This window comes from Lentzea aerocolonigenes (assembly GCF_000955955.1).
GTDB lineage: Bacteria > Actinomycetota > Actinomycetes > Mycobacteriales > Pseudonocardiaceae > Lentzea > Lentzea aerocolonigenes_A.
Genome location: NZ_JYJG01000078.1, coordinates 1 through 21,449 on the forward strand (window position 1 = coordinate 1; position 21,449 = coordinate 21,449).

At 67.3% G+C, this 21,449-nt stretch carries 19 protein-coding genes and 1 pseudogene; 6 read left to right on the forward strand and 14 right to left on the reverse strand.

Annotated elements, in window-relative coordinates:
- Positions 1 to 56: 56 nt before the first annotated feature.
- From UK23_RS13345 to UK23_RS13360, 4 genes are all read right to left on the reverse strand, one after another.
- Positions 57 to 1,208 (reverse strand): acyl-CoA dehydrogenase family protein, encoded by a 1,152-nt coding sequence (locus UK23_RS13345; protein WP_045311799.1) that lies wholly within the window; start codon positions 1,206 to 1,208, stop codon positions 57 to 59.
- A gap of 5 nt (positions 1,209 to 1,213) precedes the next feature.
- The gene (locus UK23_RS13350) at positions 1,214 to 3,130 is read right to left on the reverse strand and encodes an acetyl/propionyl/methylcrotonyl-CoA carboxylase subunit alpha (protein WP_045311813.1); all 1,917 of its coding nucleotides are present in this window, start codon (positions 3,128 to 3,130) and stop codon (positions 1,214 to 1,216) included.
- A gap of 2 nt (positions 3,131 to 3,132) precedes the next feature.
- A complete protein-coding gene (locus UK23_RS13355) occupies positions 3,133 to 4,722 on the reverse strand; it encodes a carboxyl transferase domain-containing protein (RefSeq protein WP_045311800.1) in 1,590 nt (529 codons plus the stop codon).
- Between the two features lie 137 nt (positions 4,723 to 4,859).
- A complete protein-coding gene (locus UK23_RS13360; RefSeq protein WP_045311801.1) occupies positions 4,860 to 5,648 on the reverse strand; it encodes an SGNH/GDSL hydrolase family protein in 789 nt (262 codons plus the stop codon).
- A gap of 324 nt (positions 5,649 to 5,972) precedes the next feature.
- Here UK23_RS13360 and UK23_RS13365 point away from each other — a divergent pair, with 324 nt between their 5' ends.
- Both UK23_RS13365 and UK23_RS54980 read left to right on the forward strand, forming a co-directional pair.
- On the forward strand, positions 5,973 to 6,545 hold the full coding sequence (locus tag UK23_RS13365) for a TetR/AcrR family transcriptional regulator (protein ID WP_045311802.1): 573 nt from the start codon (positions 5,973 to 5,975) through the stop codon (positions 6,543 to 6,545).
- A gap of 269 nt (positions 6,546 to 6,814) precedes the next feature.
- Positions 6,815 to 7,048 (forward strand): annotated as a pseudogene (locus tag UK23_RS54980) (hypothetical protein); the annotation flags it as partial.
- 1,372 nt (positions 7,049 to 8,420) lie between these two features.
- On the opposite strand, the gene UK23_RS54800 reads toward UK23_RS54980, so the two are convergent.
- From UK23_RS54800 to UK23_RS13390, 4 genes are all read right to left on the reverse strand, one after another.
- Positions 8,421 to 9,485, reverse strand: coding sequence for an acyltransferase family protein (locus tag UK23_RS54800; RefSeq protein WP_082114624.1), 1,065 nt, complete (start codon positions 9,483 to 9,485; stop codon positions 8,421 to 8,423).
- On the reverse strand, positions 9,485 to 10,189 hold the full coding sequence (locus UK23_RS13380; RefSeq protein WP_052684630.1) for an alpha/beta hydrolase: 705 nt from the start codon (positions 10,187 to 10,189) through the stop codon (positions 9,485 to 9,487). Before UK23_RS13380 ends, UK23_RS54800 begins: the two co-directional genes overlap by 1 nt.
- Before the next feature lie 62 nt (positions 10,190 to 10,251).
- On the reverse strand, positions 10,252 to 10,905 hold the full coding sequence (locus tag UK23_RS13385; protein ID WP_045311804.1) for a response regulator: 654 nt from the start codon (positions 10,903 to 10,905) through the stop codon (positions 10,252 to 10,254).
- Positions 10,902 to 12,020, reverse strand: a complete 1,119-nt coding sequence (locus UK23_RS13390; protein ID WP_045311816.1) for a sensor histidine kinase — start codon at positions 12,018 to 12,020, stop codon at positions 10,902 to 10,904. Before UK23_RS13390 ends, UK23_RS13385 begins: the two co-directional genes overlap by 4 nt.
- Before the next feature lie 120 nt (positions 12,021 to 12,140).
- Here UK23_RS13390 and UK23_RS13395 point away from each other — a divergent pair, with 120 nt between their 5' ends.
- Complete coding sequence (locus tag UK23_RS13395; protein ID WP_045311805.1) at positions 12,141 to 12,647, forward strand: hypothetical protein; 507 nt, start codon at positions 12,141 to 12,143, stop codon at positions 12,645 to 12,647.
- Here the strand turns inward: UK23_RS13395 and UK23_RS13400 are convergent.
- From UK23_RS13400 to UK23_RS13410, 3 genes are all read right to left on the reverse strand, one after another.
- Entirely contained in the window at positions 12,619 to 13,752 is a 1,134-nt protein-coding gene (locus tag UK23_RS13400) for an erythromycin esterase family protein (protein WP_045311817.1), read from the reverse strand. The two genes, UK23_RS13395 and UK23_RS13400, sit on opposite strands and share 29 nt — an antisense overlap.
- A 66-nt stretch (positions 13,753 to 13,818) precedes the next feature.
- Positions 13,819 to 14,826 carry a homoserine O-acetyltransferase MetX gene (gene metX / locus UK23_RS13405; RefSeq protein WP_045311806.1) on the reverse strand — a complete coding sequence of 336 codons (1,008 nt, stop codon included), beginning with the start codon at positions 14,824 to 14,826 and terminating at the stop codon, positions 13,819 to 13,821.
- Complete coding sequence (locus UK23_RS13410; protein WP_045311807.1) at positions 14,826 to 16,112, reverse strand: bifunctional o-acetylhomoserine/o-acetylserine sulfhydrylase; 1,287 nt, start codon at positions 16,110 to 16,112, stop codon at positions 14,826 to 14,828. The genes metX and UK23_RS13410 overlap by 1 nt, the downstream gene beginning before the upstream one ends.
- Positions 16,113 to 16,302: 190 nt before the next feature.
- On the opposite strand from UK23_RS13410, the gene UK23_RS13415 reads away from it, so the two are divergent.
- On the forward strand, positions 16,303 to 17,310 hold the full coding sequence (locus UK23_RS13415) for a Gfo/Idh/MocA family oxidoreductase (RefSeq protein ID WP_045311808.1): 1,008 nt from the start codon (positions 16,303 to 16,305) through the stop codon (positions 17,308 to 17,310).
- 25 nt (positions 17,311 to 17,335) lie between these two features.
- Here UK23_RS13415 and UK23_RS13420 read toward each other — a convergent pair whose 3' ends face one another.
- From UK23_RS13420 to UK23_RS13430, 3 genes are read right to left on the reverse strand one after another with little or no spacing between them, the layout of a single operon-like run.
- Positions 17,336 to 17,977, reverse strand: coding sequence for a class I SAM-dependent methyltransferase (locus tag UK23_RS13420; protein WP_045311818.1), 642 nt, complete (start codon positions 17,975 to 17,977; stop codon positions 17,336 to 17,338).
- Positions 17,978 to 18,014: 37 nt separating this feature from the next.
- Complete coding sequence (locus UK23_RS13425; RefSeq protein ID WP_045311809.1) at positions 18,015 to 18,464, reverse strand: hypothetical protein; 450 nt, start codon at positions 18,462 to 18,464, stop codon at positions 18,015 to 18,017.
- Positions 18,465 to 18,492: 28 nt separating this feature from the next.
- Entirely contained in the window at positions 18,493 to 19,191 is a 699-nt protein-coding gene (locus UK23_RS13430; RefSeq protein ID WP_196777724.1) for a hypothetical protein, read from the reverse strand.
- A 272-nt stretch (positions 19,192 to 19,463) separates the two neighbouring features.
- Between UK23_RS13430 and UK23_RS51505 the strand changes: the two genes are divergently transcribed.
- Both UK23_RS51505 and UK23_RS13440 read left to right on the forward strand, forming a co-directional pair.
- Complete coding sequence (locus UK23_RS51505) at positions 19,464 to 20,456, forward strand: helix-turn-helix domain-containing protein (RefSeq protein ID WP_156213076.1); 993 nt, start codon at positions 19,464 to 19,466, stop codon at positions 20,454 to 20,456.
- Between the two features lie 22 nt (positions 20,457 to 20,478).
- Positions 20,479 to 21,417 (forward strand): inositol monophosphatase family protein, encoded by a 939-nt coding sequence (locus UK23_RS13440; protein WP_045311812.1) that lies wholly within the window; start codon positions 20,479 to 20,481, stop codon positions 21,415 to 21,417.
- Positions 21,418 to 21,449: the final 32 nt, after the last annotated feature.

A 21,449-nucleotide genomic window follows, 5' to 3' on the forward strand; every position in this document is an offset into this window, starting at 1 on the left:
CGATGAAGGGAACCTTCATCCACCTGACGTGGATGAAGGTTCCCTTCATCGAGTGCCTAGAGGCCGAGCTCGCGGGCGATCAGCATCTTCTGCACCTCGGAGGTGCCCTCGCCGATCTCCAGGATCTTGGCGTCCCGGTAGAAACGGCCGACCGGGTACTCGTTCATGAAGCCGTAGCCGCCGAAGATCTGCGTGGCGTCGCGGGCGTTGTCCATCGCCGCCTCGGACGCCACCAGCTTCGCGATCGCGGCCTGCTTCTTGAACGGCTCGCCGCGCAGCATCCGGGACGCGGCCTCGTAGTAGGCCAGGCGAGCGGTGTGCGCGCGGGTCTCCATCTCGGCGATCTTGAACTGGATCGCCTGGTACGTCCCGATCTTCGCGCCGAACGTCTCGCGCTCGTGGGCGTACTTCACCGACTCGTCCACGCAGCCCTGCGCCAGGCCGACGGACAGCGCGGCGATTGCGACGCGGCCCTCGTCCAGCGTCCTCAGGAACTGCGCGAAACCGCGGCCTCGCGTGCCGAGCAGGTTCGCGGCCGGCACGCGGCAGTCGGCGAACGACAGCTCACGCGTGTCCGAGGCGCACCAGCCGACCTTGGAGTACTTCTTCGACACCGTGAAGCCCGGCGTGCCGGACGGGACGATGATCGACGAGATCTCCTTGCGGCCGTCCGGCAGCGTGCCGGTGACCGCCGCGACCGTCACCAGACCGGTGATGTCCGTGCCGGAGTTCGTGATGAACGCCTTGGTGCCGTTGATGACCCACTCGTCGCCCTCGAGGCGAGCCGTCGTCGCGAGTGCACCTGCGTCCGAACCGCTGCCCGGCTCGGTCAGGCCGAACGCGCCGAGCTTCTCGCCGGACGTCAGTGAAGGCAGCCACTCGGCCTTCTGCTCGTCCGTGCCGAAGCGGTAGACCGGCATCGCGCCGAGCGAGGTCGCGGCCTCCAGCGTGATCGCGACCGACGAGTCGACGCGCGCGAGTTCCTCGAGAGTCAGGCACAGGGCGAAGTAGTCGCCGCCCATGCCGCCGAACTCCTCGGGGAACGGCAGGCCGAACAGGCCCATCTGCCCCATCTTGGCGAAGATCGGGTACGGGAACGCCTCGCGCTCGTAGTAGTCCCCGATGACCGGGGCCACCTCGTCGCGGGCGAACTCCTCGACGGTCTTGCGCAGATCCTCGTACTCGCTCGGGAGTCTGAAGTCCAACATCGGTGTCACTCCTCGTGAGAGACGACGAGGGCCAGCACCTGGTCGAGTGCGACCTGCTGGCCTGCTTGCACGTTCACTTCGGCGAGCACGCCGTCGACCGGTGCGGTCACGGTGTGCTCCATCTTCATGGCCTCGACCACGAACAACGCTTGACCGGCGGTCACCTCGTCGCCCTGCTGAGCGCGGACCACCAGCACGGTGCCGGGCATCGGCGACTTCACCGGGCCACCGGAGGCTGCGGCGCCAGAACCGGAGGCGCCCACCAGGAACTCGGCCTCGGTCAACGCCCAGGAGGCACCGTCGTGGCCGAGCCACAGCACGTCACCGTCCCGCGCGATCGCGTACCGGCGCGACCCGACGAGCAGGTCCGCGCCTTCCCGACGAGCCCGCGCCCGGACCGGTTCTCCCGCACCCACAACGACTTCATCGCCACGAACCCGCACGTCCACGTCGTTGATCCGCCACGTCGTCCACGCGTGCTCGCCCACACGCCAGCCGGACAGCTGGTCCCACGGGTCCTCGCCACGGGGATCCAGCGACCTTTCCAGGCCTGCTGCCACGTACACGTCGTCCGGAATCTCTGCCGAGGTCAGTGAATCGAGCTTCCGCTCGACCAGACCGGTGTCCAACGCGCCCGAGCGCACGTCCTCGTCCCGCAGAAGTGCCCGCAGGAACGGGATGTTCGTCGTGACGCCGAGCAACACCATCTGGCCCAGCGCGTGGTCGAGACGCCTGAGTGCTTCCTCGCGGGTGCGGCCGTGCGCGATCACCTTGGCGAGCATCGGGTCGTAGTCCGAACCGACGACGAGTCCCTCGTACAGCCCGGAATCCACGCGCACCGAGGTGGGCTCGCGCAGTGCCAGCACCCGTCCACCGGTCGGCAGGAAGCCGCGCGCCGGGTCCTCGGCGTAGACCCGAGCCTCCACCGAGTGCCCGGACAGCTCGACGGAAACGTCCAGCACCTCGCCGGAAGCCACGCGCAGCTGCCACTCGACCAGGTCGACGCCCGTGACCATCTCGGTCACCGGGTGCTCGACCTGCAGCCGGGTGTTCATCTCCATGAAGAAGTAGTCGCCGGTCGTACCGTCCACGATGAACTCGACAGTGCCTGCACCGACATAACCGCAGGACTTCGCCGCGTCGACCGCCGCGGACCCCATCGCCTCGCGCACCTCGGGCGTGAGGAACGGCGACGGAGCTTCCTCGATGATCTTCTGGTGCCGTCGCTGCAGGCTGCACTCGCGCTCACCGAGGTGGATCACGTTGCCGTGCGAGTCCGCCAGCACCTGGATCTCGATGTGCCGCGGGTTCGTGATGAACCGCTCGATCAGCAGCGTGTCGTCACCGAACGACCCGCGCGCCTCCCGCCGTGCGGACTCGATGGCCTCGCGCAGCAGAGCCTCTTCGTGCACCAGCCGCATGCCCTTGCCACCACCGCCGGCGGAAGGCTTGAGCAGCACCGGAAAGCCGATCTCGTCAGCGGCCTCGACGAGCTCGTCGTCGGACATGCCCGCACGAGTACGGCCCGGCACAACGGGAACGCCAGCAGCCGACACAGTCAGCTTCGCGCGGATCTTGTCGCCCATCGCGTCGATCGCCGAGGCAGGCGGTCCGACGAAGACCACGCCAGCGGCTTCACACGCTGCCGCGAACGCCGTGTTCTCGGCCAGGAAGCCGTAGCCGGGATGAATCGCCTGCGCGCCGGTGGAAACGGCCGCTTGAACGATCTTCTCGATGGACAGGTACGAATCGCGAGCCGCCGCGGGCCCGATCCGCACGGCCTCGTCGGCCAGCCGGACGTGCAACGCATCGGCGTCCGCGTCGGAGTACACGGCGACGGAACGGATCCCGAGCGATCGCAACGCGCGGATCACCCGCACCGCGATCTCCCCGCGGTTCGCCACCAGAACGCTGTCGAACATGATCACATCCGGAAGACGCCGTAGGAAACATCGTCGATGGGGGCGTTGGCGGCAGCCGACAACGCCAGCCCGAGCACCATGCGGGTGTCACGCGGGTCGATCACGCCGTCGTCCCACAGCCGCGCGGTCGAGTAGTACGGGTTGCCCTGGTCCTCGTACTGCTGACGGATCGGCGCCTTGAACGCCTCCTCGTCCTCCGCCGGCCACTCGTCGCCGAGCTGGTCGCGGCGAACCGTCGCGAGAACGGAAGCCGCCTGCTCTCCACCCATCACGGAGATGCGCGCGTTCGGCCACATCCACAGGAAGCGCGGCGAGTACGCCCGGCCGCACATCGAGTAGTTGCCGGCGCCGAACGAGCCACCGATGATCACGGTGAACTTCGGGACGCGCGCGCAGGCCACCGCGGTGACCATCTTGGCGCCGTGCTTGGCGATACCACCGGCCTCGTACTCGCGGCCGACCATGAACCCGGTGATGTTCTGCAGGAACACCAGCGGGATCGATCGCTTGTCGCACAGCTGGATGAAGTGCGCGCCCTTCACCGCCGACTCGCCGAACAGGATGCCGTTGTTGGCGACGATCCCGACCGGGTGGCCGTGAATGCGCGCGAAGCCGGTCACCAGCGTGGCGCCGTACTCCTTCTTGAACTCCTGGAACTTCGAGCCGTCCACGACCCGCGCGATGACCTCGCGCACGTCGTAGGGCGTCCGGGAATCCGTTGGCACCACACCGAAAAGATCATCGGTGACGGCCGGAGCCTCGACCCGTTCGACATCCCACGGGCGCTGCACGCGCGGTCCGAGCGTCGAGATGATCGAACGGACCATCCGCAGCGCGTGTGCGTCGTTCTCCGCCAGGTGGTCGGTGACGCCGGAAGTGCGCGAGTGCAGGTCGCCGCCACCAAGATCCTCAGCGCTGACGACCTCACCGGTCGCGGCCTTCACCAGCGGCGGACCGCCGAGGAAGATCGTGCCCTGGTTGCGCACGATGATCGCCTCGTCGCTCATCGCCGGCACGTACGCACCACCCGCGGTGCACGAACCCAGCACGGCGGCGATCTGCGGAATCCCGCGCGCCGACATCGTGGCCTGGTTGTAGAAGATCCGGCCGAAGTGCTCGCGATCCGGGAACACGTCGTCCTGCTTCGGCAGGAACGCGCCGCCGGAGTCGACCAGGTAGATGCACGGCAGGTTGTTCTGCAGCGCGACTTCCTGCGCGCGCAGGTGCTTCTTGACCGTGATCGGGTAGTAGGTGCCGCCCTTGACCGTGGCGTCGTTCGCGACGATCACGCACTCACGGCCGGAGACCCGCCCGACGCCGGTGATGATGCCCGCGGCCGGTGCCTCGTCGCCGTACATGCCGTTCGCGGCCAGCGGCGACAGCTCCAGGAACGGCGAACCGGGGTCGACCAGCGTGTCGACGCGCTCGCGGGGCAGCAGCTTGCCGCGGTCGACGTGCCGCTGACGGGCCTTCTCGGGACCGCCCAGAGCGGCGGTGGCGAGCTTGCCGCGCAGCTCGTCGACGAGCGCGGCGTGCTCCTTGGCGTAGCGGTCCGACGGTTCGGCTGCGCTGCGCAGGGCGGGCGCGTCCATGAGCTCCCCAACACGTTAGCGGGCGTTAACAACCCGATGTTAACGCCCGCTAACACAGCTGTCCACCGGAACCGCTCGAGAGTGACCCGAACACAGGTCAAGGCCCCTTTCAGGCACTCCCACGTTCCGGAATCAATCTAGCCGATGACCGCCTGGAGAGCAGGCAGGTAACCGCTGCGGTGCCCGTTCTGGTTCGGGTGGTACGACTCCTCGACCGGCCAGCTCAGGCTGTTCAGCCACCAGCTCGACGAGCAGATCTCGTGCCCGGTGAACGCCCCGCGCACGTCGACGTAGGTGAACCCGGCCGCCGCGGCCCGCGCGCTGATGCCCGCGTGCAGTGCGTCGGAACCCGAGTTGATCGCGGCGCGCTTGGTGTCGCTCAGCCCGACGTTGCAGGAGCCCGGCACCTTGTAGATGCGCGGGTAGCCGAGCACGACCACGCGCGCGGACGGGGACTTCGACCTGACCGTCCCGTAGACGTTGTTGAGCACTCCAGGGAGCGTGTTCTGGATGTAGGCCTTCGACTGGTTCACCCGGTTGACGCAGTCTTGGTCCGAACCAAAAGTACAAGTCGTGACGACATCGGTGAACCCGGCGTCGTTGCCGCCGACCTGCAACGTGACCAGCGTGGTCGAAGCCGTGAGCGACGAGACCTGGTTGTTCAGCACGTCGGATGTTCGCGCACCGGAGCAGGCCACGGACTTGAAGGACGCCGGTGCGTGCGAGGCCGCCCACAGCGCCGGGTAGGCGAGCGGACCGCGCTTGCAACCGCCACTGGAACCGTCGTACGAGCCCGTACCCAGGCCCGATGCGTACGAGTCGCCCAGCGCGACGTAGTTGACGGAGGCCGCGCTGGCGGGGTTGGCGAGCGCGATGACGGCCGCGGCGGCGGTGACCACCGAGGCGAGGAAGTGAGCAGGACGCATCGAAGACTCCCGAAGGGGCCGCAGAGGGTGATGCATTGCACGCCAATGGTTACTCACGAGTAAGACCTGTGTGAAGTATTCGTGAAGAGTCAACATTTGGGGCTTGTACCTGCGGAAATTCCATCTATCGGACGAGGCCGTGTCCTGCAAATCCGTCCGATGAGAGTCACGTTCGAGAGGGCTTCTGACGGTGCCGCCGCCATCTCCTCATACCGGGCGTATTTGGGGATGGCGGCGGCGCCGTCAGAAGCCCCCTCGGACGCGGCTATCGCGGACGGATTTGCAGGACGCGGCCTTAGGTAAACGGCTGCTAACCTCCCGGTTGTGGCCGAGAAACCCTCACGTCGGGACCAGATCCTCACCGCCGCGGCCGAGCTCTTCGCGCGGCACGGCTTCCACGGCGTGGGCATCGACGACATCGGTGCCGCCGTCGGCATCTCCGGCCCGGCGCTCTACCGGCACTTCCGCAGCAAGGACGCGATGCTCGGCGAGATGCTGACGTCGATCTCCGAACGACTGCTGGACGGCGGCCAGGCGCGGGTGGACGCGGCGTCGAGCGCGTCGGAGGCGTTGCGTGAACTGGTCGGCTGGCACGTCGACTTCGCGCTGGACGACCCGGCCCTGATCACCGTGCAGATGCGCAACCTGGCGAACCTCACCGACCCGGACCGCCGGCGGGTGCGGGCGTTGCAGCGCCGGTACGTCGAGGTGTGGGTCGAGACGATCAGGCGCACGGTGCCGGACTTCGACGAACCGACCGCGCGGGCGGCGGCGCACGCGGTGTTCGGGTTGATCAACTCGACCCCGCACAGCGCTCATCTCGACCGCGACCAGATGGCCGCGCTGTTGTCGCGCATGGCTCTGGCCTCACTCACACCGGTCGTCGTGACCTCCTGAATTGGCGATCACGCGTGACCCTTCCGTAACCTGACGCGACAATGGGCGCGCGCAAACTCCTCCTCCGACTCCCGGCCTGGTTCAGGTTCACGGTGATCACGCTCGCGGTGTTCGTGTGCGGGGTCATCGCCTCACGCCCGGCCAGCGGCGACGACGGGACCCCGCCCAGCGGCGACGTGGTGGCCGCGATCAACGCGGTCGACGCGTTCGTGGCGCCGTCCGCGACCCACGATCCCAGCATCAACCTGCCCTCGGACTTCGCGAAGCAGATGGGCCGTGACCCGAAGACGGTGACGGCGCCGGACGGGACGCTGCGGCTCGTCGACGCCTCCGGTGGCTGTTCCGGACCCGCCGGTGACACCGAGTGGGACTTCAGCACCGGGTGCCGTGCACACGACCTCGGCTACGACCTGTTGCGCTACGCCGAGGCCAAGGGGCATCCGCTCGGACAGGGCGCGCGCAAGGCGCTGGACGACAGGCTGACCACCGACCTGCACACGCAGTGCCGGCTGAACCCGCGCGGCTCCGAGTCGAGCTGCCACGCGGTCGCCGAGGCCTACGCGCTGGGGCTGAAGTTCAACTCGTGGCGGCAGCGGTGGGGTCCGCCGGGGCACGAACCCGTGGTGGCGTGGGCGTTCGGCAGTGCGGTGGTCGTCTTCCTGCTGCTGGCACGCCTGCACGGCCGCCGCCGTGACCCCTTCCCCGCGGACCCGCCCGTCAACTCGTTGCCGCTGGAGCAGGCCTACGCCCGGCAGGACCGGTACGCCACCTTCTTACGGCTGTTCAGCCTCGCTCTTCTCGTCCTCGGCGAGACCGTGGCGATGCTGGCGCATCTGCGCGGTGACGGCACGGCGTGGCTGTGGGCGTTGCAGGCGGTGCCGTTGTTCTTCTTCGCGGGCGGGCACGCGAACCTGCGGTCGTGGCAGGCGCACGAGGGTGGCTTCGGCTGCTGGGTCTCCAGCAGGACGTCGTGGTTGCTGCGGCCGGTGCTCGCGTTCGTGTTGCTGTGGGTGGTGTTGTTCGCGGCGTTGAACCTGCTGGACGTGCGGGTCGACGCGTACAGCCGCCTGATCACGCATCCGTTGTGGTTCCTCGGGGTCTACCTGCTCGCGGTCGCCGCGACGCCCGCCGCCGCGTGGCTGCACCAGCACTTCCGCCGCACCACGCCGTTCGTGCTGATGCTGCTCACACTCGTCGTAGAGGTCGCGCGCACGTCGACCGACTGGAAGACCGGCGGGTACGTCAACCTGATCGTCGGCGCGTTGCTGATGCAGCAGATCGGGTTCTTCTACGCCGACGGCACGTTGCAGAAGATCTCGCGCCGGGTGCTCGCGGCGCTGGGCGCGATCACGTTGCCGGCGCTGGTGTTCTTCAGCGACTACCCGCGCTCGATGATGGTGCTCGGGGTGGCGCAGGTGTGCCTGGCGCTGCTGGCCCGCGGGCGCGTGACGACGTGGCTCGAAGGCCGTTCGTGGCACGTCGTGAACTTCGCGCGCCGGGCCCCGATGACCGTGTACCTGGCCTATCTGGCCGGGGTCGGCGCGGTGGTCGGGCTGCTGGGCGTGTCGCAGGCGCCGATCTGGCTGGTGTTCCTGCTGCTGCCGCTCGTGCTGGTGTTCCACCGGTTCGAGGCGCGCATGGTCGGGTTCCCGCGGCTCTCGCACGAGTCGCGCCGCACCCGGCTGGCGACCGCGATGGGCGTGTCGTTCGGGACGCTCGGCGTGCTCGGGTTCGTGGTGAGCGGGTTCCTCGGCGACGGGACGCTCGTGCTGCTGCCGGTGGACCCGTTGCAGAACCTCATCCACCTGCTGCTCGGCTGGTACCTGATCCACACCGCGCGCACCGGCAGCTGCGACACCCGGTTGCCGTGGCTGCTCACGGCGCTGGCGTGCGTTCCGCCGATGCTGGCACTGGATCCGACGCCTCCGGTGGTGGTGCTGCACGCCGTGGCGATCGGCCTCGCAGCGCTAGGAGCCATCCCCAGGTCACTGCCGCGCACACCGGCAGCCACAGCAGTCGTTGCCACACCCAGCCCGGATGATCTGGTGGCAGCTGGAGCCCCGGCAACGGCCCCCACGCGCTGAGTGCCAGCGCCACGGTGATCAACGCGCTCTGATGCGCGAGGAAGATCCCCAAGGCGCGTTTGTTCAGCCACCTCACCGGTTTCGCGGTGCCGAGCCTGGTGAGCCACGGCGCGATCGTGAGCACCAGGCCGATCTGCGCGAACGCCAGCGCGAGTGTCGCGTAGTTCGGCGGGTTCAAGTTCGAGACGGCCGCGCCCGGAATGCCGACCGCTGATGTCGGGTAGCCGCCGAAGTGCGTCAGCAACGCGTACCCGAGCACGCCCAGCGCGAGCAGTGGCGGACCGGGGATCTTCTTGCGAGCCAACGAGTAGCCGAGCTGCCAGGCCGCCCACCACACCGCGTACGGGACGACGAGAACCAGCACGATCGGGACGAGTACACCCCACGAGTACTCGTCCAGCCTGCGCACCAACGGTTTCATCGCCAGCAGGATCAGGTAGACGCCGAGGAACCACAACGGTGTCGTGACCAGGAAGCCGATGTTGTATGCGGTGCCCTGGTCGACGCCGCGCATCGACAGTCCGAAGAGGACAGCCGCCCACGCGCCCAGCATCAGCAACGTCGGCACGGCGAGCTGCTTCAGCCTGACGAGGAACGGAGTCTTCGAGTGCGCGGCCGCGAACCCGCCCACGAAGAAGAACAGGCCGAGCGTTTGCAGCACCCAGCTCAACGGTGTGAGCTCGGGTAAGTGCTTGAGCGGACTGTCGATGTACATGCCGGTCGGGGTGTCCACCAGCGCGGTCACGAGCCAGTGCCCGAGCACGACGGTGACGACGGCGATCGCTCGCACGGCATCGATGAACGGATTCCTGTCCATCCTCACTCCCCCGTCCGCCATCTCCCCAACCGCGCCCATCACTTCTCCTCCCCCGTCGCGATCCGGGCGAGCGCGGTGAGCGTGGCGGTACCTGGCTCGTAGTACGTGTCGTGTTTCCCACCGTCGAACCTCAACACCGTGGCCCCGAAACCATCTGTCGTCGGGTCCGTCCCGTGGCCGAGGTCGAACAGCCGGACGTTGGGCACGAACCGCATCCAGTCACCGCTCGACCTCAGCGCCCACACCTTCGCCCGCGTCCCCAGCTCCGACACCGATTTCGCCCGCACACCAGGACTTCCGGTGAACACGATGTCGTCGACGTCCAGCTCGTGCGCCGCCAACGCCACCACGACCGAGCCGTAGCTGTGCCCGAAGACGTGGATCCGCGCGTTGGTCTGCAGTGCGCGCACGAACTCCACGAGCGCGGCAGATCCTTGGCGGGCCAGCCCGCCCGTCGCCGCGTCCACCCCAAGCCCTTGCGGCGTCCGGTATCCGAGCCACGCGATCACCGCGAGGTCCTCGCGGTGCGCCTGCTCGTACAGGTTGGTCGCCATCTTCCCGACGGTCCGGTCGAACCGGTCGACGTCCACGTCGGAACCCGGCACGACGACCACGACGTCCCGTGCGGTCGAGAGATCACCGACGATCGCGACCCGGCGGGCGACGTCGGCACGCCACTCGGCGATCGACGGCGCGATCGACGGGACGGCGATCAGCAGGAGGAACAGAACGGCTCGGCGCATGAACCGAAACTAGGAAGACGACATCGCCGCAATCGTCCCTCTGACGTGCTGTTTTCTCGCCGCTACCCCGGTACTACGAGCCCGCTCTCGTAAGCCGCGATGACCGCCTGAGCGCGGTCGCGGAGCCCGAGTTTGGTCAGCACGCGGCTCACGTGCGTCTTGACCGTCTGCTCGGCCAGCACGAGATGCGCGGCGATCTCGGTGTTCGACATGCCCTGCGCGATCAGCACGAGGATCTCGGTCTCGCGTTCGGTCAACGCCGAGAGCTGCGCCGGCCGGACGCGTTCGGTGCGGCGGGACTTCACGAAGTCCTCGATCAGCCGCTTGGTGATCGACGGCGCCAGCAGCGCTTCTCCAGCCGCCACAACGCGAACGGCGCTGAGCAGCTCGCGGGCGGGCGCGTGTTTGAGCAGGAACCCGCTCGCGCCGGCCTGCAGCGCCTCGTAGACGTAGTCGTCGAGGTCGAACGTGGTCAGCACGAGGACCTTGGTCTCCAGCGACCCGTCGAGCAGCAGGCGCGTCGCGGTGAGTCCGTCCATTTCGGGCATGCGGATGTCCATCAGCACGACGTCCGGCTTGACGTTGCGCGCGAGTGCGACGCCTTCCACGCCGTTGCCCGCAGCTCCGACGACCTCGATGTCCTCCTGGGCGTTGAGCAGTGCGGAGAACCCTTCGCGCACCATTTCCTGGTCGTCGACCACGACCACCCTGATCACTTGTCCCCCAACGGAATCCGGGCACGCACCAGGAACCCGCCGTCTTCGGTGGACTTCACGGTCAGCGTGCCACCGTGCACCGCCACGCGCTCCCGCATGCCTACCAGACCCTGCCCGCTGCCACCGCCCATCGACGGCCCACCCGCAGTGTTGACCACCAGCACGTCGAGCTGGCCTTCGTTCTTGTGCAGGTGGACGGACGCTTTCGAGCCGGGCGCGTGCCTGGTGGCGTTCGTGAGCGCCTCCTGCACGATCCGGTAGGCCGTGAGCCCGACCGCCTCCGGGACGTCGTCCACGTCGACCTCAGCCTCGTCTCCTGGCCTCGCCAGTTCCGGGATGCGGCTGATGCCGGGTTGCGGCTCGCGTTCCGGCTCCGCACCGTTGGTCCGCAGCACGCCCAGCAGCCGTTGCATGTCGGTGATCGCCTCGCGGGCGGCCTGCCCGAGCTCGGCGAACTCCTTCTCGGCTTCCTCGTTCAGCCCCTTGAGGCGGTAGGGCGCGGTCTCGCACCTGACCACCACCATCGACATGTGGTGCGCCACGACGTCGTGCATCTCGCGCGCGATGCGGGCACGTTCCTCAAGAGCCGCCTTGGAGCCGCGTTCTTCTTCGAGCTCCCGCTCAGCCCGTCCACGCGCACCGAAGAAGTAGACGGCGGCCGTGATCATGGGTACGGCGAAGGCCCACGTCGCCTCCTGCCGTTCGACCAACGGAATCAGCGCCATGCTGATCAACGTCACCGTGGTGACGATCGGTCCCGAGTAGAAGGCCGCGACCGCCACGAGAAGCGGGACCGAGGTCCAGTACTGGAAGGGGGCGGCACCCTCCCCTGCCAGGAGCAGGCTGACGAAGTAGAGCCCGGCCGCCGCCACGCGCCAGGCGTAGAGCGGTGACCAGATCAGCAGCACGTACGGCGCGAGGGTGAGGACGAAGATGGCGACCCACCAGCCGTCCGAGTCCGACTGCCCCACGTACTTGACGCTGCCGACGACCGCCCAGACGAACGCGTAGATGATCAGCGCCGCGAGCGCGGGGACCCGCAGCCGGCCGAGTGCTTTGGTGAGCACTCGGGTCCGATCGGGCCCGATGACGGTTCGGTACAGCGTGCGAAACACCACCCGATGCTAGGTGGATCCGCCGATTCGCACATTGACCTGCGGAGTGACATACCCCGGTAGCACTCTGATCAAGATGGGGCATTGCGAACGCGTCACACCGCGCGGTAGGCAGTACCTGTGAGACCACCACAGGATCCAGATCGCTGGGCACGGCTGACCGCCGTGGCCGGTGAGGCGCTGGCCGCGGCCAGGGCCGGTGAGGACGCTGTGGCGGTGGACCTCGTGACCGGCTACCTCAGCGGGTCTCCCGAGGGCAACGAGGAGATCCGTGAGCTGGTGCTGCTGCTGTTCGCCGAGTGCAGCAGCATGGTCGGCGCGCTCGGCTCGGGTGGCGCGACACCGGTGAAGATGCAGGTGTTCGACGAGGACGGCAACGAGGTCCAGATCGACGACGCGGACCCGCCCGTGCGCACCGCGATCCGCGCGTTGCTGGCGGAGGTGCACGGCGACCAGGACGCGGCCTCCGAACAGATCGAGATCGCCCTGGCCAACGGCCAACCGCAGGAGCTCGCGACCGTGGTCTTACAAGCCCTGCGGTGGACCTTGAAGCTGGCGATCGAGTGCGAGACGCGCGACCTGCCCATCGCGCCGTGGATCACCGCGTCACTGGACGACCAACCCTGACGTGCAGCAGTGCGTCGACCCCGTCCATGAGGTGCTGGTCGAGCGGGAAGTAGGCCCACGAGATCTCGTCCGCGACCGTGCGCGCCGGGCCCTGGGGCTTGTCCTTGGTCATGCCCCAGGTGGTGAACCGGCTCTGCAGCTGACCTTCCAGGGTGGCTTTGTCCGGTTCGCCCAGTCCGAAGCTGTCGTTGCGGCCGAGGGTGCCCGCGATGACCGTGTACTGGTCACCCAGGACGGGCGCCACCAGCGCGCCTGCCGAGAACCACTCGATCCGTTCGCCCGCCATCTCCATGCTGCTGTTCGTGCGCTGCAGGTGGGCGTTGTGGGCGTGCACGAACGTCGGTCCCCGGCCTTTTTCGAGCCTGCGGATCTCCAGCAGGTTTCGCGCCATCACGCCGTCACGCATCTGGCACAACCGGTTCAGGCGCACGCCCAACGGGTTCGGCTCGGCGCACTCCCGGTGGTACTGCAGGAGGCTCAGCGCGGCGGTGAGGTGCAGCTCGGCGTTGTTCCACTCCTCGTAGGACGTGTTCGCGACCAGCTCGGGCAGGCGGGCGTGCAGGCGCTGGAGCATGCCCGTACCGATCTCGCGGAACCTGATGGCCTCCGGCGTCTTCCCCGGTGACTTGGTGAGGTCCATGACGGCCTCGTCCCGGCTCCACTTCTCGTCGTCGGTGCTGAAATCCGCCTGTTCGCCCAGGTAGTCGCGGGCGAACTCGAGGTAGGGCCGCGGGCTGGGCGCGCTGGTCGTCTCGGTCTGGAAGTCGAAGCCGTAGAACGCCAGGCGTTCGTCTTCGGGCTTGTCCGCGTTGTACTCCCGCATCCACGCGACCAGCTCGCGGTTGGCCGGCCACTCGCCGAACCGGTGCGAGAAGCCTTCCTTCATCACCGTGTCGAGGTCGCCCATGCCGTGCTGGACGAAGTCGTTGACCATCACCCCGCGCACCCGGCAGCTTTCGAGGGCGATCGACCGGTACCCCAGGGCGGCCAGCTGCTCGAACAACTCGTTGCGGACCCAGGTGTGAGCGTGCTCCAGGTGCGTCGGCTCGCCGAACGCCAAGAGCTCCGTGAAGGGACTGATGAACTCGCGAATGTCCTGGCTCATGTGCTTGAACAGTAACATTGAACAACCCGTTTAAACTTTGACGCGGTTCTCCAAGCTGGCTGGCCCCTAAGCCTCAACCGTGCGGGGAACCAGCTCACGGACCAGTGCCGCGACCTGCTCGCTCTCGATCAGAAACGCGTCGTGTCCGTACGGCGACATGATGACCCTCAGATCGTCCGCCCCTGGTATGCCCGCCGCCAGTTCTCGCTGCTGCGTCAACGGGTAGAGCCTGTCCGAGTCCACCCCGGCCACCAGCGTGCGCGCCCTGACCCTGCGCAGAGCCGCCTTGATGCCACCTCTCCCGCGGCCGACGTCGTGCGAGTTCATCGCCTCGGTGAGCGTGACGTAGCTGGCCGCGTCGAACCTCCTGGCGAGCTTGGCCGCGTGGTGGTCCAAATAGGACTCGACCTCGAACCTGCCGTGCCGTTCCTGCCTGCCGAACCTGGCCTGCAGCTCCTGCTCACTCCGGTAGCTGAGGTGCGCGATCCGGCGCGCCACGCCGAGGCCTTCCACGGAGTTGGCGCTGATCGCGTGCAGCTGAGCGCTGGCCAGCCCGATCTGCTCGGCGCTCGCCGCCGCCGTGGTCGCGAGCAGGAGCAGGGACCGCACCCGGTCCGGTTCGCTGACGGCCCACTCGACCGCCCGCATGCCACCCATCGAGCCGCCGAGCACCGCCGCCCATCGTTCGACCCCGAGGAAGTCCGCGAGATGAACCTCGGCCAGGACCTGGTCGCGGATCGTGATCTCGGGGAAGTCCGGGTACTGCCAGGGCCCGGTGCTGCCCTGGCACCCGCCCAGCACGTTGGGCGCCACCACGAAGAACCCGTCGAGCGGCTTGCCCGGCCCGATCAGCGCGTCCCACCAGCCCGGCGTCGGGTGACCCGGCTCCACGCCCCCGGCGACATGGCTGTCACCGGTCAGGGCGTGGAGCACGAGCACCGCGTTGGAGGCCTCTGCGTTCAAGGTCCCCCACGTCTCGTACGCGAGCTGGAAACCCGGCAGTCCCGCGAACGGTTCGGTGTGGCTGAACCACTTCCGCCGCCCGTTCGGATCGCCGAACCGCCAGCCGCCCACTACAACTCCGACTTGGCCGCGCGGAACCCGGCCTCCAGGTCCGCCTTGAGGTCCTCCAGCCCCTCCAGTCCGACCGACAACCGCACCAGCCCTGGCGTGACGCCGGTGACCAGCTGCTCCTGCGGCGTCAACTGGCTGTGCGTGGTCGAAGCGGGATGCACGATCAACGACCGCACGTCCCCGATGTTGACCAGCTGGCTGAACAGGCTCGTGCCGTCCACGAACGCCCTGCCGGCCTCGGCCCCGCCGCGCAGCTCGAAGCTGACCACCGCGCCCGCACCCTTCGGCAGGTACTTCCGCGCTTTGTCGTGGAACGGTGACGACTCGAGGCCCGCGTAGTGCACCTTCTCGACCTCGTCCCGCTCCTCCAACCACTCCGCGAGCGCCTGCGCGTTCTGCACGTGCCGCTCGATGCGCAGCGACAACGTCTCGATCCCTTGAATCACCAGGAAACTGGTCAACGGCGCGATCGCCGCTCCCGTGTCCCTCAGCCCCTGCACCCGCAACTTCGCCGCAAAGGCCCCGTGTCCCAAAGCTGGCCAGTACTGCAGCCCGTGATAGCTCGGGTCGGGTTCGTGGAAGTCCGGGAACTTCTCGGCCCCGTACTCGAACTTCCCGCCGTCCACCACCACACCGGCGATCGCCGTCCCGTGCCCTCCCAGGTACTTGGTGGCCGAGTGGATGACGATGTCCGCACCGTGCTCCAGCGGCTTGAGCAGGTACGGTGTGGGCACCGTGTTGTCGACGACCAGCGGTATGCCGTTCTCGTGGGCGACCTGGGCGATTCCCTCGATGTCGAGCACATGACTGCGCGGGTTCGCCAACGACTCGCCGAACAACAGCTTGGTGTTGGGCCTGATCGCCTGCCGCCACGCGTCGAGGTCGTCCGGATCATCCACGAACGACACTTCGATGCCGAGCTTCGGCAACGTGTAATGGAAGAGGTTGTACGTGCCTCCGTACAACGACGCACTGGAAACCAGATGATCGCCCGACTTGGCGAGGTTGAGGACCGCGGCCGTCTCCGCAGCCTGCCCGGAGGCGAAGGCAACAGCCGCCACCCCGCCCTCGAGCGCCGAGACGCGCTGCTCCAGCACGTCCTGAGTGGGGTTGTTGATGCGCGTGTAGATGTTCCCGGGCTCGGCCAGCGCGAACAGATCCGCCCCGTGCTGCGTGTCCCTGAACACGAATGACGTCGTCTGGTAGATCGGCGTGGCGCGAGCACCAGTGGCCGGATCGGGCGCGGCGCCCGCGTGAATCTGCGCAGTCTCAAAGGACCAGGACATGGCTGTGCTCCGTCTGTGGGTCGAATCGGGATCTGGGATCAACCGGAGCAACGACAAGCCATGCTGGTGACGCGCACGTAATCCACGTGGCGCCGGCTAACCAGCAGCTTGCTCATGACTCCCGAAGGTAGGGCCCCGTCCAGGCCCTCCAACACCCCGTCCACCAGGTGAGACCGCCTAGTCTGACCACATGCGCACAGCACTCGTCGGCTACGGACTGGGCGGAGCGGCCTTCCACGCCCCGTTCATCGCGGCCACCCCCGGCCTGACCCTCTCCGCCGTGGTAACCGCCAACCCGGCCCGCCAAGCCGAAGTAGCAGCGCGCTACCCCTCCACCCGCCTCCTGTCCACTCTGGACGAAGTCTGGAACGGCGGCTTCGACCTGGTGGTCATCACCACCCCGAACCGCTTCCACGCAACCCACGCCCGCCAAGTCCTGGAACACGGCCTGAACGTCGTAGTCGACAAGCCCTTCGCCGCCTCAGCAGCCGAAGCACGCGCCCTGGCCTCGATCGCCTCGTCGCGCGGCCTGATGCTCGTCCCGTTCCACAACCGCCGCTGGGACGGCGACTTCCTGACAGTCCAGAAGTTGTTGGCCGCCAAGGCCCTGGGCACAGTCCACAAGTTCGAGTCCCGCTTCGAACGCTACCGCCCGGAAATCAAGTCCTCGTGGAAGGAATCGGGCGACCCGGCTGACCTCGGCAGCATCCTCTTCGACCTGGGCACCCACCTGGTAGACCAGTCCGTGGCCCTCTTCGGCCGCCCTCTGTCCGTGCACGCGGAGATCGCCACAGTCCGCCCAGGCGCCCGAGCCGACGACGACGTCTTCCTCTCCCTGTCACACGAGGGCGGCGTCCGCTCCCACCTCTGGATGAGCGCCCTGGCAGCAGACCTGGGCCCGCGCTTCCGCGTACTCGGCCACGACGCCGCCTACGTCAAATACGGCATGGACCCCCAGGAAGACCGCCTCAAGGCAGGCGAAACCCCAGCAGGCCCGGGTTGGGGCGAGGAACCGGAATCGGCCTGGGGCACGCTGGGCGGCAAGCCCCACCCGACCGAGCCAGGCGCCTACCAGAACTTCTACGCCGCAGTGGCCGCCGGTACAGCCCCAGTCTCACCGCAAGACGCGGTAACGGGGCTGGAGGTGATCGAAGCAGCCAAGCAGTCGGCCGCGACAGGCGACTCGGTAACCCTCTGACCGCCGAACCGCGGGGTGTGGGAGTTCACGCCGGTAGGGCACGCGCGTGCACCAGCACGGTTCCCGGCTTGCCGGGCTCAGGAGCTTCGACGGTTTCCGCCACGATCTCGCTGAACCCTGCTGCGGCGAGTTGTTCGATCCATTGATGGACGGGCAGGTGCCACTGACGGATGACCCGGCCACCCTCGTCCTGCTGCGGAGTGGCAGGCGGCTGCGAGAAGGCGAAAACGCCGCCGTCGTTCAGCTTCTTGCGCACCAACGGAAAGAGGACTTGCGGGTCCGTGAACCAGACCGCACCGAAGATCGAGTAGACGACGTCGAACCTGGTGCTCGTTTCGGTGAGGTAGTCGAGCGCGTCGGCCGTGACGAACTCCAGGCCACCGACGTGTCCCCAGGTCCGGTGGGCGAGTTCGGCGCGGCTGGGGGCGATGTCGATTCCTGTGCAGACCGCGCCGAGGGTGGCGAGGTGAGCCAGGTTGGCCCCGGCGCCAGAGCCGAGCTCCAGCACCCTCTTACCGCAGAGCTCCCCGAGCACGACCTCGTCCGGGCCGTGGTCGGGGTACTGGGTCCAGTTGAGCCACGTCGTCGCGCCGGCCGCGTTGACAGCTCGACGCGGCTTGTAGCTCGCCGCGTACCGTTCCCAGATCTCTGCTTGAGGGCTGCTCACCAGCACCCTTTCCTGCGGAGTGTCGTGTCTGTTGCGGCTACTTGCGACCAGGGCTGTCGTGGCAGCCCGCATAGCACTGGTTGCAGTCGACGGACGGGGCGTTCCAGAGCTCGGCGTCGACCGCGAACCCGGCTCTGCGGATGGCCCTGATCGTGCCGTTCAACACAAGCGGCCCATCCTGGCCTTCACCTGTCAGGTGAGGGATGTGATGAATGTAGCGGCCGTCGTTGTTCTCGTCGCAGAACTGGAAGTAGTTGGGGGTGTCGAGCGTGAAGCTGTGCACGCCCTCGTCGACGATCGGCGTCGGCCCCATCGGGATGTCCGGGTTCTCCCCCGCGACCACGAGGTAGGCGACGGCCTGGCCGAAGATGCGCTCGGCCATGTCGCGATCCCTGTCGTGGTCGCGCATGATCAACCGAACCTCACGGTCCCACACCTCAGCCGACACACACGTCCGAGGGTCACGCAAGATCACTGCACTAGACATGCTGTTTCTCCTTTGTGGTGTGGTCATCTCAGAGCCGAGTACCGGCGAGTTCCTCAGTCGGGACCACAGTGCAGTCCCGAAGCTCACGGACAAGTGCCGAAGCCACCACCCAGCGAACAACCGGGTCGTCGTAGGCCACGTTGACCGCTTCGATCGCAACAGGGGCGACTGCCCCCTGCTGGTAGAGCGCACCCCGTACACCCACAACCGGGAACTCACGAACGCGGACAGCTGCGGCACCCCGCCGCAGCGCGGGGCAGAGTTTCAAGGACACAGCGACACAGGGAACACAGACAGGCGGTTCGACCGAGGCCATGCCTTCTGGCCAGCCTCGCCAGTCGTCCCGGTGGTCCCGCAGCAACCACAGAACGCCGTCGCCCGTCTGGTCTGCAGGCCCGGAACAGACTTGGCAGAGCAGCCGAAGCATGGCCCGTCGTTGCCGCAACCGATGAACCTTGCCGAACTCAGGCCGGCCTACCGTCTGGCGTACCGACGATCGTTGCCACAGCACCCCGCGGCCGTCACGATCCGTCAGCAGTTCGTCGGCGTAGACCAGGCCGTAGCCAGGGCGTTCCACCAACTGGCACGGCAAGCTCTGTTCGGCACTCCAAGCCGTGATGTACGGAGCGACCTGCGCAGCCGCTGTGATGCCCATCGACTTCTTCCTCACCTGGAACCGGACTGACTTGGTACGCAATACCGTCGCAGTCGAGGCGAGCTCTGACACCTGTCGCACGGTCCGATGGCAGGCGGGTTGATGGGTGCGCTGACCTGCGCAGACACGCCGACAACCAGGGTTGCCCATTGTGATGGGTAAGATGCCCAGCGTAGTTGCCGATCCTCGGATCGAGGGCGCCCGTGGTCACATCGTCCAGCTCTCCTGACAGGCGTGCGCGCGCGAACCATCGCGTCAGCCCCCAAGCGCGAGGACGCGAACTAGCCGCTCAGGGCAAACGGCTGTGGTCCGAGCTGGGGTCAGTCAAGCTCGCGGCAGCGGAATTGACAGCCAAGAACCCGGACGTACCGAGCCTGCAAGCTCATCGTTATGCCGCAGGCCTTTCCCAAGACCAGGCGGCAGCTCGCTACAACGAGGTCACCGGCAACCAGACCACCCTCGGCGGCACCACGATCAACGCTTGGGAGACGTGGGCACGCAGCCGTGGACAGGGTTCGCCTCCATCGATGTCAGGTCTGCTCATCCTGTGCGCCGCCTACGGCCGAGGGCCGCTGGGTGTCGCTGACGAGAGCATCAGCCCCACCGAACTGATCGCCGAGGCGTACGAGCGACTGGCCGTAGAAGACCAGCTCGCGCTCAAAAAGTACATAGTAGACAGACGAGCAACACCGAGCACGCCAGCTCGCGCCCTCGCGTCGCCAGGTCCACCAGAGCAGGTAGGCCCTGAGTTCACCCTGACAGTGCCCACCGTCGAATACGGCAACCCTGATCTCTGCGTCTTCAGTCTGCCCAATCCCCAACCAGGCCAACTGCTGGATCTCACCTGGGACACCTTCGGCTACGGCGTGGAACGCCTGTCGCAGCAGATCAAGAACGTCGGCAAACGGCTCGATGCCGACATCTGCTTCGGCATCAACGAAGCCGGCCTGGCAATGGCGACCTTCCTCGCCTCGTCCCGATTCTCCCGCTGCCCCATCGGCTACCTGCGCTGCAACAAGGTCCGCGACGGCATCGAACTGGACACCAACTCGTTCTACCCCGAGACCGCGGAAGCTTCCACGATCGTCATCTGCGATTTCGAGGTCAAACACGCCGACGTGATCGGCTGCATCACCCGGCAACTGCGCACCCGCTACCCGAAGGCGGAACTCTACTTCGCGGTTTTCGGCGCGATGACCAAAGACCGAGACCTCGAGGTCGACAGCTTCGACGACCTGACCGGCGCGAAGATCATGCGCGCCGCGAACTTCGAGGCGATCTTCATCGCCGCGACGATGAGCCCACCAGGAATAGAGCCACCCCTAGAGTTGCGATAGACAGCAAAGGGCGACCCATCTCATGGCCTCCAACAGTTCGATCCCAGCGCTGACACTGCGCATCGCCACCCTGGTCACCAGCGTGATGAACGAGATCCGCCCGCGCCTGGTGCACGCAGCACTGACCGGTCAGCGCGCGGAGAACGTCAACCAGCGCCACCAGGACAACTTCCTCTCCGACCACGACCTGTGGATGCACCGGCGCTACAAGGACCTCCTGGCCGAGATCATCCCGTCCTTCATCTACGCGTCAGAGGAAGCAGACCCGGAGGTCATCGGCCCGGACGACGACCCGGATCTGTGCATCCTGGTCGACCCGCTGGACACCAGCGAGCTAGCTGTGCGAGCACTGCACGGCTACACGCACCTCATGATCTACTCGCGGACCTCGAAACGCCCCGTGCTCGCTGTCGTCGGCGACATCTTCCACCACATCCAGCTCTACATCGCGGCCCAAGACGACAACGGCAACGATCACGCGTTCGCAGTGACCGCAGACGGCACACAACATCCGTTGAACCGACCGTCGAGCGCGCGCCTCCCACACGCGCTGGTCACCAACTACCTCATGCGCCCCGACGAGCGTTTCCAACCGCTCGCCAATCAGCAACGGTTCCTCGAGACCCTGAGCACGCCAGGCAACGACGGCAAGAGGATGGGCCGCATCGGCGTCGACTTCGGCTCCGTCAGCCTCTGCCACGTAGCCGCAGGATTCACTGACGCAACAGTGGAATTCGCGAAGGGCTTCGCCGTGTGGGACCTCTCGCCAGGCCACTACGTCCTGCACGCTGCAGGAGGCGTCACCATCGACCTGGCAGGCCATCCGATCGCCCTCGACTACGGCCTGAACAGCCTGCCCGAAATCAACAAAACGATGAGCACCCGCCGAAAGTTCATCGCAGCAGGCAACCAGGCACTAGCAGACGAGATCCTCTCCACCCTCCAACTGCCAAGCGATTAGCCGAGCAGTACCGATGGCGCAGCCGAGGCGTC